This is a genomic window from Gordonibacter massiliensis (ex Traore et al. 2017), from assembly GCF_019731765.1.
Classification (GTDB): domain Bacteria; phylum Actinomycetota; class Coriobacteriia; order Coriobacteriales; family Eggerthellaceae; genus Gordonibacter; species Gordonibacter massiliensis.
This window is the reverse complement of sequence record NZ_JAASIO010000001.1, coordinates 868455-883315: the sequence shown is the minus strand read 5'-3', so window position 1 is coordinate 883315 and position 14861 is coordinate 868455. Positions and strand designations below refer to the sequence as shown.

General features: G+C 66.0%; 15 protein-coding genes. 3 read left to right on the top strand and 12 right to left on the bottom strand.

Features of this window, described 5'->3' with window-relative positions:
- Nucleotides 1-100: 100 nt before the first annotated feature.
- On the bottom strand, nt 101-1996 hold the full coding sequence (locus tag HCH03_RS03600) for a flavocytochrome c (RefSeq protein WP_221688368.1): 1896 nt from the start codon (nt 1994-1996) through the stop codon (nt 101-103).
- Nucleotides 1997-2254: 258 nt separating this feature from the next.
- Here HCH03_RS03600 and HCH03_RS03595 point away from each other — a divergent pair, with 258 nt between their 5' ends.
- The gene (locus tag HCH03_RS03595; RefSeq protein ID WP_246599508.1) at nt 2255-3262 is read left to right on the top strand and encodes an FAD:protein FMN transferase; all 1008 of its coding nucleotides are present in this window, start codon (nt 2255-2257) and stop codon (nt 3260-3262) included.
- Nucleotides 3263-3311: 49 nt separating this feature from the next.
- Here HCH03_RS03595 and HCH03_RS16580 read toward each other — a convergent pair whose 3' ends face one another.
- From HCH03_RS16580 to metG, 7 genes are all read right to left on the bottom strand, one after another.
- Complete coding sequence (locus tag HCH03_RS16580) at nt 3312-4727, bottom strand: helix-turn-helix transcriptional regulator (RefSeq protein ID WP_368042414.1); 1416 nt, start codon at nt 4725-4727, stop codon at nt 3312-3314.
- A gap of 257 nt (nt 4728-4984) precedes the next feature.
- Nucleotides 4985-5326 carry a Veg family protein gene (locus HCH03_RS03585; protein WP_080144552.1) on the bottom strand — a complete coding sequence of 114 codons (342 nt, stop codon included), beginning with the start codon at nt 5324-5326 and terminating at the stop codon, nt 4985-4987.
- A 172-nt stretch (nt 5327-5498) separates the two neighbouring features.
- A complete protein-coding gene (gene rsmA, locus HCH03_RS03580; protein ID WP_221688366.1) occupies nt 5499-6416 on the bottom strand; it encodes a 16S rRNA (adenine(1518)-N(6)/adenine(1519)-N(6))-dimethyltransferase RsmA in 918 nt (305 codons plus the stop codon).
- A complete protein-coding gene (locus HCH03_RS03575; protein ID WP_221688365.1) occupies nt 6409-7278 on the bottom strand; it encodes a flavodoxin family protein in 870 nt (289 codons plus the stop codon). Before HCH03_RS03575 ends, rsmA begins: the two co-directional genes overlap by 8 nt.
- A 13-nt stretch (nt 7279-7291) precedes the next feature.
- Nucleotides 7292-8008, bottom strand: a complete 717-nt coding sequence (locus tag HCH03_RS03570) for a TatD family hydrolase (protein ID WP_221688364.1) — start codon at nt 8006-8008, stop codon at nt 7292-7294.
- An 18-nt stretch (nt 8009-8026) separates the two neighbouring features.
- Nucleotides 8027-8335, bottom strand: coding sequence for a nitrate ABC transporter substrate-binding protein (locus tag HCH03_RS03565; protein WP_221688363.1), 309 nt, complete (start codon nt 8333-8335; stop codon nt 8027-8029).
- Nucleotides 8336-8644: 309 nt separating this feature from the next.
- Nucleotides 8645-10234: a methionine--tRNA ligase gene (gene metG, locus HCH03_RS03560; protein WP_221688362.1), complete on the bottom strand. Its 1590-nt coding sequence runs from the start codon at nt 10232-10234 to the stop codon at nt 8645-8647.
- A 346-nt stretch (nt 10235-10580) separates the two neighbouring features.
- On the opposite strand from metG, the gene HCH03_RS03555 reads away from it, so the two are divergent.
- Nucleotides 10581-11513 (top strand): polysaccharide deacetylase family protein, encoded by a 933-nt coding sequence (locus HCH03_RS03555; protein ID WP_221688361.1) that lies wholly within the window; start codon nt 10581-10583, stop codon nt 11511-11513.
- Here the strand turns inward: HCH03_RS03555 and HCH03_RS03550 are convergent.
- The 4 genes from HCH03_RS03550 to HCH03_RS03535 form a co-directional block, all read right to left on the bottom strand.
- Nucleotides 11503-12525, bottom strand: a complete 1023-nt coding sequence (locus HCH03_RS03550) for a type II TA system antitoxin MqsA family protein (protein WP_438821618.1) — start codon at nt 12523-12525, stop codon at nt 11503-11505. The genes HCH03_RS03555 and HCH03_RS03550 overlap by 11 nt on opposite strands.
- A gap of 2 nt (nt 12526-12527) precedes the next feature.
- A complete protein-coding gene (locus HCH03_RS03545) occupies nt 12528-12905 on the bottom strand; it encodes a toxin (RefSeq protein ID WP_185904318.1) in 378 nt (125 codons plus the stop codon).
- 87 nt (nt 12906-12992) lie between these two features.
- Entirely contained in the window at nt 12993-13244 is a 252-nt protein-coding gene (locus tag HCH03_RS03540) for a helix-turn-helix transcriptional regulator (RefSeq protein WP_080144543.1), read from the bottom strand.
- Between the two features lie 10 nt (nt 13245-13254).
- Nucleotides 13255-13569: a DUF6442 family protein gene (locus HCH03_RS03535; RefSeq protein ID WP_221688359.1), complete on the bottom strand. Its 315-nt coding sequence runs from the start codon at nt 13567-13569 to the stop codon at nt 13255-13257.
- A 190-nt stretch (nt 13570-13759) separates the two neighbouring features.
- Here HCH03_RS03535 and HCH03_RS03530 point away from each other — a divergent pair, with 190 nt between their 5' ends.
- Nucleotides 13760-14587: an alpha/beta hydrolase gene (locus HCH03_RS03530; RefSeq protein ID WP_221688358.1), complete on the top strand. Its 828-nt coding sequence runs from the start codon at nt 13760-13762 to the stop codon at nt 14585-14587.
- The last annotated feature ends 274 nt before the right edge of the window (nt 14588-14861 follow it).

The window sequence follows — 14861 nt, the reverse complement described above, 5'->3', positions numbered from 1 at the left end:
CATGATCCCCGAACAACCAAAACCTGCGTGAAAAGCCGAACGCCTCCCACCGGCAAAAAGAGTGGGAGGCGTTCGGAAGAGAAGCGGTTCTTGCAATTCGCTAGGCGTTCGCGACCGCCGAAGCTCCGGCGATGCGACCGAACACGATGAGGTCGGTGAACGAGTTGCCGCCCAGGCGATTGCCGCCCTGCACGCCGCCCGTAACCTCGCCGCAAGCGAACAGGTTGCCGATAGGCTCGCCGGCCGCCGTGCACACCTGCGCGTCGGTGGTGATGCACAGGCCGCCCATGGTGTAGTGGATGGTGGGGATGCGCTTCGAGGCGTAGTACGCCGGGTCGCTCACCTCGGAGCCCAACAGCTCTTTGCCGGGCGTGATCTGGGTGTCCACACCGGCTTTCACGCAGGCGTTGTAGCCTTCCACCGTCTCGACCAGCGCGTCGGCGGGCACGCCGATCTGATCCGCGAGGTCCTTGATGTCGTCGGCCTTGAAGCTGTGGCCCTTCTCCACCAGATCGGCTATCTCCTCGGTGCGGTCGTCTTTGATGTCGGTGGAGTCCACGATGAGCCACATCTCGTCGTTGGGCTGTTCGAGGATGGCGTCGGCTATGGTGTCGCGCCGTTCGTCCTCGCGCACGAAGCGCTTGGCGTTGTCGTTCACCATGACGTAGTTCTCCACGCCCAGCCAGTTGCCCACGAACGTGGCCACGCCGCCGTTCTGCGGGTCGCCCAGCGGGTGGATCTGCACGAGCTCCATGTTGCGCAGGCCCGCGCCCACGCCTTCGCCCAGGCCCAAACCGTCGCCGGTGGACGAGCACACGTTGGATGAGGGCATGGTTTCCGTGACGCGCTTGTCGTACTGCATGGCCAGTTCGGCATTGCGGGAGTAGCCGCCGGTGGCCAGCACAACCGATTTCGCCTTCACGCTCACGGCGGCGCCGGACGAAGGACGCGAGCCGGTGACGCCCGTGACCTGACCGTCGTCTTTCACCAGGGACTCAACCTTCGCGTCGGTGTAGAGCGTGACCTTGCCGCTCTTGTCGGCGCAGTCCTTCAGGCACGACACGTAGTAGCTGCCGCCCTGCTCGCCCTTCTTTTCCACCTCCACGGCATGGCCGCGCTGCCACAGGCCGCCGATGGCCGTGAACGGCTCCTTCTCGTACACCAGGCCGTGATCCTCCATCCAGTGGACGGCGTCGAGCGCGTTGTCGGCCAGGATGCGCACGAGGGCCGGATCGCCCAGCTCGTCGCCGCCTTCGAACGTTTGCCGGTAAAACAGGTCGGGCGAGTCCTCGATGCCGAGGGGCTCCTGGCGCTCGGGGTCGGGCGCGTTGAGCGTGCCCTCGCCGGCGTTCGTGTTGCCGCCGTAGATGTCCATTTTCTCCAGCATGACCACCGTCTTGCCGGCCTCGGCCGCCGTGACGGCGGCCGCGAAGGCCGCACCGCCGGATCCGACGATGCAGACGTCGCATTCCTCGTCGATGGCGGGCGCCGGCTCCATGCCCGTGTCGGCCTTTTTGAGCGCCTTCACGTTGCCGCCGGCCTGGTCGACGCAATCCGCCACGGCCGTGGCGAACGCCATGGACGACAGCGACGCTCCCGTGACGCCGTCGAAGTTGAGGCTTTGCGCCTGTAGGTACTTGTCCTTGAGGATGTTGATGGCCGCGTCGCCTATGTTGCGGCTCTCGTCGTGCTCGACCTCGATGGCGTCGATGGCATCGTCGGTGAACGTGACCTTCACGTTGATGGCGCCGTTGCGGCCCGGGGCGCTGGCCTCGTACGTGCCCGCTTGGTAGGATTGCTCGGCGGCACTCGAAGCGGACCCGCCTTTCGGCGCGCAACCGGCCAAACCCAGCACGGCCAACGCCATCGTGGCGGCGCTGCCGCAGAGGAACTGGCGGCGGTTGAGCTGGAAGCGCTTGCGCGCGTTCTCGTCGATGCGCCGCATGGCCGCTTCCATGCGCTCACGGGCTGCGATCTCGTTCGGGTTCTGAATCATGGCTCCTCCTTGGTGGTCTTCCCTCGCAACGCGATCGCCCGCAGGCGCCGCGCGTTTCCCTTTCGTTCGCGAGCGGCGGCGGCACCGAAGGGAGGGAGGTGTGCGTTCGCCGTTCGCGATGACCGCATCATGCGCCCTGCGGTCCGGAGCCGCCAGTACACGTACCGGGTGTTTTCGCCGATGAGGGCATGACACGAACCGGGTGATTCGCCTGCGGGGCCGATTTTCGCGCGGGGAGGCCGTCCCGCAGGGGCCGGCTTGGCCTATACTGGGCACATGGACTTCGACGAGACATACGACCCCATTCCCCTCGAGGACGCCGTCCAAACGCTGGGACCGGACGAGCGCGGCATGATGACGGAGCTGTTCTACGCGTTCAACACCGTCATCACCCTGCAGGCGTTCGGCGACCCCGCGAGGTGCCGTGCGGCGTTCGGCGACGCGCGCGCCGCCTGCCGCACGTTCGAGCGGCGCCTCTCGCGCACGCTCCCTCATTCCGACATCGCGCGGCTGAACGCGGCGGAGGGACGGCCCGTGCGCATCGCCCCCGACACGGCCGCGCTGCTGCGCGCCGCCCAGGGCTACTGCGCCGACAGCGAGGGGCGGTTCGACATCACCATGGGGGCGGTGGTGCGGCTCTGGAATTTCCACAACGGCGTGGTTCCCGCGCGCGAGCGCATCGACGCGGCCCTCGAGCATGTGGACTGGCGCACGCTGAAGGTGTGGGAGGAGTCGGGCGGCCCGGACGGCGGGGGTCAGGCGTTCGCGCAGCTGGACGACCCGCTGGCAGCCGTGGACGTGGGCGGCATCGCGAAGGGGTGGATCGCCGACGCGCTGGCCGACGCGCTGACGGCGCGCGGGATAGACGCATTCATCGTGAACCTGGGCGGCAACGTAGTCGCGCACGGAGAGAAGCCGGGCGGCGTGGCCTGGCGCATCGGGCTGCAGGATCCGCGCGACAAGGAGGGCGTGGTGGGCGCCGTGGCGGTGCGCGACGCCTCGGCCGTGACCAGCGGCGTGTACGAGCGCTGCTTCGAGCGCGACGGAACGCTCTACCACCACATCCTCGCCCCGGAAACCGGATGCCCCATCGAGACGGACGCCGCAGGTGCCACCGTGCTCGCGCGCCGTTCGCTGGACGCGGAGGGGTACTCCACCACCTTGCTCGCGTTGGGAATAGAGCGCGGATGCGCGTTCGCGCGAGAGCATCCGGCCATCCTGGCCGCGTACTTCGTCGACGCGGACGGGAACGTGCACACGGCTTGACGCGGCACCGGGGGCGCCCCCCCCCACCTTGGATGGCGGGCTTTCCGGTCTATCGCGCACCGATCAGATCGAGTATCTCCTGCTTGGAATGCACGTCGAGCTTCGCGTAGATGTGCTTCGAGTGCGAGCGCACCGTGTTCTCGGATATGAACAGGCTCTCGGCGATATAGCTTTTCGAACGCCCCTTGCACAGCAGCTGCAGCACCTCCACCTCGCGCGGCGTGAGGCCGCGCTCCTGCCCCAGCGCTGCGCATCCCGCGTCGATGCTGGCGAACGCGGATTGCTCGGGCGTGGGCAGATCGAGGTCGGCGAAGATGCGGCGCTGCGAGAACGTGCTCTCGTTGAGCGCGAACACGGCGGCGATGGTCAGCACGTAGGCGAGCACGGCGAGCACCGTCGTGCCTGCGTCGTTGGAGCCCGCCGCCGTTCCTCCCAACTCGCCCAAAGCGAACGGCAGGGTGTAGGCGATCCACCCCGAGCCGAAGATGACGAAGGGCGACGTGCTCGAGTGATGCGCCACGTCGGCGAGCATCACCCAGAACAGCATGACCACGAGCGTCTGCGCGATGGACACCGACAGGAGCGCCCAGGCGGCCCATTCCGGCCCGATAACCGGCAGGAAGAAGAGCCCCGTGGCCGTGAACAGGAGCGCGGCCTGCCACAGCGCCGAGAACCGCAGCAGCCCGCCGCGCGCGAACACCCACCACAGCACCGCGAGCGCCACCACGACCTCGGAGGCGTGGTGCACCGTGGTGGCGAGCCACACCGGCAGCGGGGCCACTTCGATGGGCATGCCCTGGATAGCGCCGATGATAAGGCTGTACGCGGCCACGCCGAACAGTATCTTCCAGGGGATGGACGTGGGGTTCTCGCCGTAGAACAGGCGCGGCTCGCGCTTCACCGGCGGCTGGAGCCTGCAGGCGCGCCGCACGAACACCACCGAAACGAACGGCAGAGCCGCCAGCACGACGGCCGCCGGCAACGGGGGCAGCACGTCGATGGGGATCTTGCAGGCCGAACCCACCGCCATGGCCGCGAAGATGCACGCGATGGCGTCGCGCACGTCGAGGCGCGCGTAGAACGGGGCCCACTGCAGGTAAAGCCACGCGACGCCGATGCCGGCCGCAACGGCCGCAACGATAGCGCTGGCGAAGCCGGTGAAGGGCAGCGGCAGCACGAGCAGCACCGTGGCGACCGCCTGCAGCACCGCCAACGGCCAATCGAGCCGGGGCGCGATGCGCTTCAGGTCCAGCTTCCATGCCAGCAGCATGATCACCAGCATGAACGCCGAGAGCGCCAAGTAGAGCGGGATGCCCACGAGCACGCCGCCGAAATCCAGGTCGACCCGGTGCGCCACGCAGTAGATCCACACATGCGGGGCGAAGATGCCCAGATAGGCTAGGTCGAAATGCCGGAAAACGTGCGGCAATCGCTCGCTGTCGGTCGTTTCCGTTTCGGCGGCCACAGCGCCTCCCTCCCTTCCGCATCGAGCGCGCGATGCGGAGCGCGCCTTGCTTATCCCACCCATTTTAATGGCTCGCAGGAGAAACGGACGGCAAAACGTTGCGGCGCCTCGACGTCGCGTCGAGGCGCCGCACGGACGGCCCAAAGGCGACGTCCCGAGAAACGCGCACCGTGCGACCGGAAGGAAAAGGCTCCGGTAGACGCAAAGACGGGCACCGCCGATGCGATGCCCGTCCGCGATACCATGCGATCCGAATGCTAGGAGAGCACCGTTTCCTCTTCGCGCTCCTCCAGGGGAGCCGGGGCCTCGGCCAGCGGGTTCTCCGGGACGAAGGGCTCGAACAGCGGCTCGCCGTTCTGCGACAGCTCCACCATGCCGGTGAGGACGTCGACGTACTGGTAGGACTGACGGGCCGTGCGCCCGCGCTTGCGGTCGACTTCCAAGATGAACAGCTGGGGGTGCACCTGCATGAGCACGCCCTCGCTTTCGACGATCTTCGAGCGGCCCATGTTGGCGCGCACTTTCAGGCGTTGACCGACGAAGTCATGTAACGTATCATGGATGGAGTCAACGATTTTGGCTTGTTTAGCTAAATCCATGCTCACTCTTTCTCGCGTGTGCCGTCGTACAGAAATCACAAAGCGAGATTATACCACCTTGGTCAATACTCTACAGAATCTGCACGGATATGTTACTTTTCGCTAACCATAAGCGAACGACCGGCCGATCCCTCGCCTCTTCTGATACCGCGGCGCCGAGCGGAGCGCCGGCTTAGGAAACACGCCGCTGCATGTCGGAAAGAGCCTGCCCCATGCGAATGAAATCCTCGAGAGCAAGCGCTTCGCCGCGCAGTTTGGGATCGACTTCCGCCTGCTCGAAGAGCTGCGGAAGGACCGCCGCCACGTGAGCGCCCTCCGCGCCGCGACCGGCGAAATAGGTCTTGCAGGAGTTCGAAAGCGTCTTGCGGCGGTTCGCGAAGGCGGCGTCGGCCATGGTCGCGGCGGCCTTGAGCGTTGCCGCGTCGAGAGGGGCGCCGTCCTCGCCGTGCAGCGTACGGCGGTTCAGACGCAATACGGCGCTCTCCACACGGGGCGGCGGGAAGAAGTTGCCGGGCCCCACGCCGAAGCGGCCGGCCGGCTCGGCGTACAGGCGCAGCTTCACGGTGTAGGCGCCGTAGCTCTTCGTGCCCGGTACGGCGGACATGCGGTCGGCCACCTCCTTCTGCACCATGACGGTGGCGCTTTCGAGCGAGGCGAACCGCTCGAAGTAGTCGAGCACGACGGTGGCCGCCACCGCGTACGGAAGGTTGGCCACCAGCTTGTCCGGCAGGAAGCCGCCGAGAACGGCCAGGTCGTCCGCAGCGAGGTGAAGGGCGTCTTTCTCGACGAGGGCGAAGCGATCGGCCCACGGCGCGCAGGTTTCGGCCAGCACGGCAGGCAGGTCGGGGTCGCGCTCGACCGACACCACGCGGGCGGCGTGCTGCAGAAGCGCGATGGTGAGCGTGCCGATGCCGGGGCCCACCTCGAGCACCGCATCGTCCGGCCCGACTTCGGCCAGCGCGACGATCTTTTGCAGGATGGCGTCGTTGACGAGGAAGTTCTGTCCCAGCGAGTACTTCGTCGTCAAGCCGTGAGCCTCGAGGACGGCGCGCGTCTCCGACACGCTGGCGAGCGGCGAGAGCTTAGCCACGGCGCTTGCCGTTCTGCTTCGGACGGTTCTGCTTGCCGCCGCTTTGCTTGGGGCGACCCTGCTTTTGCGACCCCTGCTTGGGACGGTTCGCCCCGGACGCGTTGCGCCCGCTGCGATTGCCGCTTTTCGCGCTCGGGGCTTCGGAGGCGCCCTGCGGAGCCTTGGCTTCGGAAGAAAGGCGCAGAGCCGGACGCGTCGGCGACGCAGGGGAGGCCGTCTCGCCGTCGTCGGTTGCGGAAACCGACGCCTCGGACCCAGAGGCGCCGGCGCCGGGCGGCGGCGCGAGCGGATGCTCGACGGCCTCGGCCGTGATCTCGCCGTCCTCGTCGATCCGGCCCACCCAATCGAGCACGCGTTCCAGCGCGAAACCGGCGCATGACAGCGAGGAGCGCACCACGCCCACCAACGGCTCGAAGCCGTGCGGATCGCCGCCCTCGCCCACCACGTGCAGCGTAGCCGGACGCTTCTCGCAATGGCGCGCATCGGTCCAGAAGTAGGGCTGCAAGCGGTCGAGCAGCGCCTTCAACTGGGCGGGGGCGCCGGCGAAGTACACGGGGGACACCACGACCAGCTCGTCGGCGGCGTCGATCAGCTCGTACACCTCCGCCATGTCGTCGTCGATGACGCAGCGAGGGGGCGCCTCGTCTTCGGCCTTGTCGCCGCCCGGTTCGCGCGCGGCTCGTTCAACCAGGGCTTTGCAACCGTCGCATCCCTGGCAGGGCTCGATGGCGAGCGTCGACACCGGCGCAAGCGCCACCTCGTCGTCGGGGCACTCGTCGATGCACGACTCGAACAGCAGGTCGGCTAGATGCGCGCTGCGGCCGTCCGTGCGAGGCGACCCTACGATGATCAGGCGGTTCATAACGTGCAGCTCCTTATTGTCCGTCGGCTGCGGCCGCAGCCGGCCCGTCCAGCGCTTCGAAGGCATCGGCGTAGAACGACGCGGCCGCCTTGCGCTGCCAAGCGGTCGGCTCGCGGTCGAGCAGGTTGCGGGCGTTCGCCATGAGCCGGCGCAGCAGCGCCTCGCGCTCCTCGCCCGGCGCGCAACCGCGCACCTCGGCCAGGCGCTCGGCCGTGAACACGACGTGCTCGGGCCCGCAGGTCGTGCCGCGCAACGGCTCGGGCGTCATGTAGGGCGCGTCCGTTTCGGTGAGCAGGCGGTCTGCCGGCACGCGGGCCGCGGCTTCGCGGGTGTCGTCGCTCTTCTTGAACGTGAGCGGGCCGCCGAACGCCACGTAGCAACCGGCCTCGACCCACGGCTCGAGCACGTCCCAATCCAAATTGAAACAGTGCAGCAGCGTGCCCGCCTCGGGAAAGCCCTCGTCGCGCATGATGGCCAGCGCCTCGTCGTGCGCCTCGCGCACGTGCAGGATGACCGGCAGGCCACACTCCTTGGCCACGCGGACCTGGCGCCGAAACGCCGCGCGCTGGTCGTCGCGCGGCGAGAAGTCATAGTGGAAGTCCAGCCCGATCTCCCCCACTGCGGCCGTGCGCGGATCGGCCAACCGTTCGCGCAGAACGGACTCCAACGCGTCGCCGTAGTGCTTGGCGTTGTGGGGATGGCAGCCGGTTGCGATGCGAACCCGCGGCACGCGCGGGCAGGGCGTCCCTCAACATCGATGGACGATCTTGGCCGTGTCGACCGCGCCCTCGTGCTTCCAGGCATCCAGCTTGTCGTAGGTGGTGGAGCCGTCCTCGTGCACGTCGGAAATGGTGCAGACGAAGCCCACGCCGTTCGCGGCGCAGCGCGCCAAGGCGAGTGCCGGATCATCCAGCAGCTGCAGGTGCGCGTGCGTGTCCGCCACGAGCGCCTCGAGCTGGGGCGCGTCGACAACGTCCCACTTCCCGCGCTTGCGCTTGCGATGGAACAGCGCGTCGAAGAACACCGGGTCAGTCTCGGCTTGTCGTTCGTCGGTCACGGTCGCGTCCTTTCAAAACGATTGTCATCTGAGCGAGCGAAGCGCGCTTCCTGTCATCCCGAACCGAAGCCGTAGGCCGGAGTCGAAGGATCCCGTGCGGCGATAGCCGTGACGCTTCCCGCTGCCGCCGCATGGGATCCTTCGGCTCCGCGCTGGCGCGCTCCGCTCAGGATGACAGAGCTTCCCGTTGACACTGCGCGGGGTCCTTCGCGCCTCAGCTTCGCGGGGCGTCCCTGCGCTCGCTTCGCGTGCTCGGGGCCTCGACTGTCCGCCGGACTGTCGAATGCTCCGCTCGCTCAGGATGACAGGCTACTCCATGTCGAGGTCGATGGCGTCCATGTCCAAGCGCGGGAACAGAGGGTCGCCGATCTCCACGGCGTTGCCGGCAGGCAGCTGGCCCCAGGCGGTGGCGGCCTCGATGTCGGTCACGGCCGTCACGTCGCCCAAGCTCAAGCGACGGAACACCTCGGCCGACGTGTTCGGCATGAACGGCGCCATATACAGCGCGATGATGCGGATGGCCTCGAGCGCGTTGTAGATGACCTCGGCCAGCTCGCCGGCGGTCTCCTCGCTCTTCGCAAGGTTCCACGGCGCGCTCTCCTCCACGTACAGGTTAACGCGGCTCGCCAGCTTCTGCACCGCGGCGGCGGCACCGGTGAAGTCCACGGCGCCCAAAGCCGCGTCGTACTCGGCGTACAGCTCGTCGGATATCGCGCGCAGCGGGTTCTCCTTGGCGAGCACGTCGGCGGGCACCTGGGGCACCTGCGAATCGAAGTACTTCTTCGTCATGTTGAACACGCGGCTGCACAAGTTGCCCCAGGTGTTCGCCAAATCGGCGTTGTACACCTGCACCATGCGCTCCATGGAGATGGAGCCGTCGGCGCCGAACTGCACGTCGCTCATGAAGTAGTAGCGGTACGCGTCCACGCCGAACACGCGGCACAGGTCGGCGGGCTTGAGCGCGTTGCCCTTCGACTTCGACATCTTCTCGCCCTTCGTGAGCAGGAAGCCGTGGCCGAACACGGTGTGGGTGATGGGCATACCGGCCGCCATGAGCATGGCCGGCCAGATGACGCAGTGGAAACGCGTGATATCCTTGCCCACGAAGTGGTACTGCATGGGCCAGCGACGGTCGAACTCTCCGGCGCGCTCGCTCTCGTCGGCGTAGCCGATGCCCGTGAGGTAGGCCAGCAGCGCGTCGGCCCACACGTAGGCCACATGCCCCTCGTCGAACGGCAGCGGCACGCCCCAGTCGAACGTGGAGCGCGAGATGGACAGGTCCTTCAGGCCGCTCTTCACGAACGACACGATCTCGTTCTTGCGCGTTTCGGGACGGATGAAGTCGGGATTCTCCTCGTAGAACGCAAGCAGCTTGTCCTGGAACTCGGACAGCTTGAAGAACCAGTTCTCCTCGCCGCCCGCCTTCTGCACGGGGCGCTTGCAGTCGGGGCACACGAGCTGCCCTTCCTCGTTCTTCTCGAGGTCGCTTTCGGCGTAGTACGTCTCCTCGTGCACGCAGTACCAGCCCTCGTAGCTGCCCTTGTAGCACCAGCCGCGGTCGTAGAGGTCCTGCCAGAACTTCCGCACGCTCTCGGCGTGGCGCGGTTCGGTGGTGCGCACGAAGTCGGTGTAGGTGATGCCCAGCATGTCCCACGCATCGCGGAACGCGGGCTCCATGGAATCGCACCAATCCTGCGGGGTCATGCCCTTGTCGGCGGCGGTGTCGGCCACCTTCTGCCCGTGCTCGTCCATGCCCGTGACGAACGCGACGTCGTAGCCGTTCATGCGCTGGTAGCGCGCGACAGTGTCGGCCGCGATGGTGGTGTACGCGGTGCCGAGGTGCGGGGCCGCGTTGACGTAGTAGATGGGGGTGGTGAACGAGTAGGTTCCCTTTGACATGGTGCTTCCTTTGTTCTCGGGGCTGCCGGGCTCATGGTGTCCGGTCGGCCGGGTCGGTCGGCGCGCTCCGCGCATGATGCGGACGCCGGGTCGTGCTGGTCCTTCAGTGCGACCGAGAAAAACTTCACCGCTCGGCACGAAGGGCAGCAACTGTTTATTCTAACATGCGTGCGCCAAGCGACGATCGGCCGGAAAGATCATCCGCGAATGTTTCATGCGAAACATGCGTTCGCCCCGCATCGAGACGGCCCTCCGAAGACAGTTTGGTGTAGACGGCGGCTATAATGGATGCAAGGCCGCATTCCCCTCCTCCTGTCCTCGACCCGCCCATCGAAAGAGAGGCCCAATGAAAGCACAGCCGCCCCGGCGCCCGCTCGGCTGCATGCTGCTGGTTTGCATCGCGCTCTGCGGCACGCTTGCGGGATGCGCGCCAGCGACGCCCGGAAGCGAGAGCACAACCGCGAAAAGCGATGTCGAGGCTATGGCCGATCTCGAGGAGGCGGTGAAAGAACCCGAAGCGATCGAGACTCCGAAGCCGAGCGAGCCGGAGCCCGAAGCGCGACCCGCACCCGCCCCGGCCACGTCGCCGGAAGCCGTGCTGGCCGAAGGCGCGGCCGTGGAAGAACGCATCGCGAACGGCGACGCCTCGGCGAAAATATGCTACTTGACCTTTGACGACGGCCCTTCCGACAACACGCTCGACATCTTGGACGCGCTTCGGGAAAAGGGCGTGTACGCCACCTTCTTCATCAAGGGAAACTCCGACCGTATCGACTTGGTGAAGAACATCTCCGATGCCGGGCACGGCATCGGCCTGCACACGTTCACCCACGATTATGCGCAGCTGTACGCCAGCGATGACGCCTACTTCGCCGATCTGGCGGCCGTGCAGGATGCCGTGTCGTCGCGCATCGGCCGCACGGTTGACATCGTGCGCTTCCCCGGCGGCACATCGAACACCGTGTCGGCCAATTACAGCAAGGGCATCATGAGCCGTCTCGTGCAGAGCGTTCCCGCCCAAGGCTACCAGTACTTTGACTGGAACGCGTCGGGCGGAGACTCCGCGACGCCGCCCCCGCCGGCCGCCGACATCGCGGCGAACGCGCTCGGCGGCGCCGGTGGCATGCAGCGCGTGTGCGTGCTCATGCACGACACCACGGTGAAACGCACGACGGTCGAGGCCCTGCCAGCCATTATCGACGGATTGCGTGAGCAAGGCTACACGTTCGGCATTCTCACGCACGACACCCCGCCGTTCCACCATGGAGCTAACAACTGAGGCTCGGAGCATGAAGGCTACGGGCGAGCCCGTAGTCGATCAGCGCGCCCGAGGGCGTTTCCCGCCAGGCTTCCTCCTCGTGCGCGTAGGCCGAAAGCTCCGCGCAGCTGGAGAAGCCGTTCGCAAAAGAGGCGACGGCATCGAGGCGCGCCACCTCCTGAGGCGAGAACGCCGAGAGATCGGCACCGCGATGCGCGACGACCACGCGCCCATCGCCCTGCTCCCGATACGAAAGCGCCTTGCCGTCGACGAGGGCCGCCATGACGAGGTCGTACTGGTCGGGAACCGGGCCGTAGTCGGCCCGCGCGTAGCGCAAGCCGGTGAACCCGACGCCCTCGTCGCGATACGCCGAGAAATCCAAGTAGAACAGCACCTTGTTCAGCTTCGTCACGAACAGGTTTCCCACGTGGGCGGCAAGGTACACGACCGCCTCCCGCAAACGGTCGGCGTCGAGCGCGCGCATGCCGGTTTCGGGCGCGACCTCGCGCGGCAGGCAATCCAGCAGATCGAGGCGCACGACCGCGTAATCCACACGGCTCGTCGCCTGCTGCTCAACCGTTCGCAGCGCGCGTTCCCGCTCCTGCTCGCTCAACCGAAGCGCGCCGCCGCGCAAGCGCTCGAGCAGGAACCGCCGATCGCGCGCCCGGCGAAGCAGCTCGGCATGGGACTCCGACGGGAGGGCGCCGCCCTCGTAGCGCTGCACGCTGGCGACGCCGATGCCCAGCACGGCCGCGAACACGCGCTGCGAGAACCCGTAACGCCGTCGCAGCGCCACGATCTCGTCGGGCTGGGGAATGCCCGCAGCTTCGCGATAGGCCCCGTACATCTTCGCGAAGTTGCGATCCATGGTCGCCGCATGGCCGATACGGTTGCCGCACGAAGGGCAAACGGGGTAGACAAATTCATCGGTTATCGGAACGCCTCTGATATCGACGGTCTCGCGCACCATTGACAAGGGGGCATCCACTTCTTCATAGCACGCATCGCAAACAGTATGTACGACCTCGGACAATCCTACCCCTCCTTTCGATACGGGTACGAAAGCCTGCGTTCCGCTTCGTGGAAAGAAACGCATACGGCCCGTGCTTCGCCGGCCATCATGAACACGACGAGTTTTATATACACCTCGTATTCCGGAATGAAGGCACCGAAAACCCAGACGTCATGGGCACGACCCTTGTCGTCGGGCAGGGGGCCTGCTGAGTAGTCTCTCACCCTCAACCCGCATACCGTTTGATGCACCTGCAGGCCGCAGTATCCAACGAGCTGCATGAAGCGACGCGTCTTGCCTTGGGGATTGCCAAGTCCGGCAATTACGAATTTCTCGTAGGGCACGGCGCGCACCAAGGCCAATACGGCCTCGATTTTCCACTTTTCCGCAATCGCTTCCACGGGCAAACCATCCAATCACATCAAATGATGTGATTATCATAAAGGAAAAGCGGGCCTTTGTCGATATTATTCACATCAATTGATGTGTTATTCAAAGTAAAACAAGTCCTCGAACTTCTTGTCCAGCGCGATGCATAGCACGAGCGCCAGCTTGGCTGTAGGGTTGAACAGGCCCGTTTCTATGGACGAGATGGTCTGCCGCGACACGCCCACCAGGCGAGCCAGCTCGGTTTGGGACAATCCCGCTTCGGCACGCGCCGCCTTCAAGCGGTTGCACAGCTCCAGCTCGCCGTCGTTGTCGTGCACATCGTCGAATCCGAGGGAAGGCATCTTGATCATAAGGAAGCCCCTACATCGTGGCTAGGACGTATTGGACAGCGATATAGACAGCGAAGAAAGCCGTAAACAGCCCAAAGAAGAACAAGCTTTTCATACGCAACTGGTAGGCCTGGCAGAAAATCATCGTCGAGAGCCCCGTGAAGAAGACGGCAAACAGGCCGTCGGTGTTCTGTCCGTGGAAAAAGTCCCACACGTACAAGAGGATGAACGCCACCGCCGCCGCGCTCATCGAAATGAGTCCCCTGCGCTGCTCCATCAGCATGAAGCGCTCGTCCACCTCGCCGTTGTCCCGACGGCTCTTCTCCAAGATCTCATTCTTATCCATAAGAACCCTCCTTCGGCTCACCGCGGTCGGCGCTATTGATTAATCTGCTTCTAAAGTGCCAAGTTTTCTTGTCATAATGATAAGTATACTTGGCAGATGACGAAGATGCAAGGGGCAGGGCATCAACGGTGCGACGCGAAAGGGAAACCGAAGAGCGACAAGCGGCGGAAAGCTGCTATCATCCCTGTTTATGAAACGTGCCGACAAGACATCCGAGAACGCCGCAGCCGCCGACCCCGCCGCGCCGCGCCGGCGCTGGCCTCGAAGGCTGGCCATCGCGCTCGCGGCGATCGCGGTCGTCATGGTGCTGGCCGTGGCGGCGTTCCTCGTGTATGCGGGCGACTATTACCACGACGTGGATACCGATCATGAAAACCTCGTCTCCACGACGCAGCTCCCCGTGCATCGAGGCGCGAGTTACGTGGCGTTCGGCGACCCCACGTCCAAAACGGGCCTTGTGTTCTACCCCGGGGCGAAGGTCGAGTACACCGCGTACGCCCCGCTCATGCGCGACTTGGCCGAGCGCGGCTACCTGGCCGTGTGCGTTGAGATGCCCTTCAACTTCGCGTTCTTCAACGTGAGCGCGGCCGACGAGGTGCACGCGGCCTATCCCCAGGTGTCAAGCTGGTGGGTCGGTGGGCACTCGCTCGGCGGGTCCATGGCGGCGCAGTACGCGGCCGACCACGCCGACGACGGCGCGCTCGCGGGCCTTGTGCTGCTGGGAGCGTACACGGCAAGTGACCTTTCCGCCACCGACCTGGGCGTTCTCGTGGTGTACGGCTCGGAGGACCGGGTGCTCAACCGCGACAAGCTGGCCGACAGCGAGGCGCTCATGCCGAAAGGCGCCCTCACCGTGGAGATGCCCGGAGGCAGCCACGCCGGCTTCGGCGCGTACGGCCCTCAGAGCGGCGACGGCACGGCCTCCATCGACCCGGCCGAGCAGCAGGAGCAAACCGCCGACGCCGTCGACGCGTACATCGCGCGGCGAAACCCCTCGTCGCTCGCCGAAGCCGCCTAGCCTCCCTCCACTCGCCAGCCAACGGCCAGCCCCGTCATCGACGTTCCGATTCCGCGTCCGAACCCTCGTGCGCAGCGGCGCCTCGTACGAGCCCGACGCCGCGGCAAGCGGCAGAAACGCCGTACTCGGCACGCCGGATCCATCCTATCTACACGCGCACCACACGTATGCTTAAGGTATGTGCTGTTTTGCCAACGACCGGCCCTTGCGCCTTCTTTCGTTTTTATACTGGACGTCAAGCGAAACCCCTGACCACCTGTCCGAAGGAGCCTGC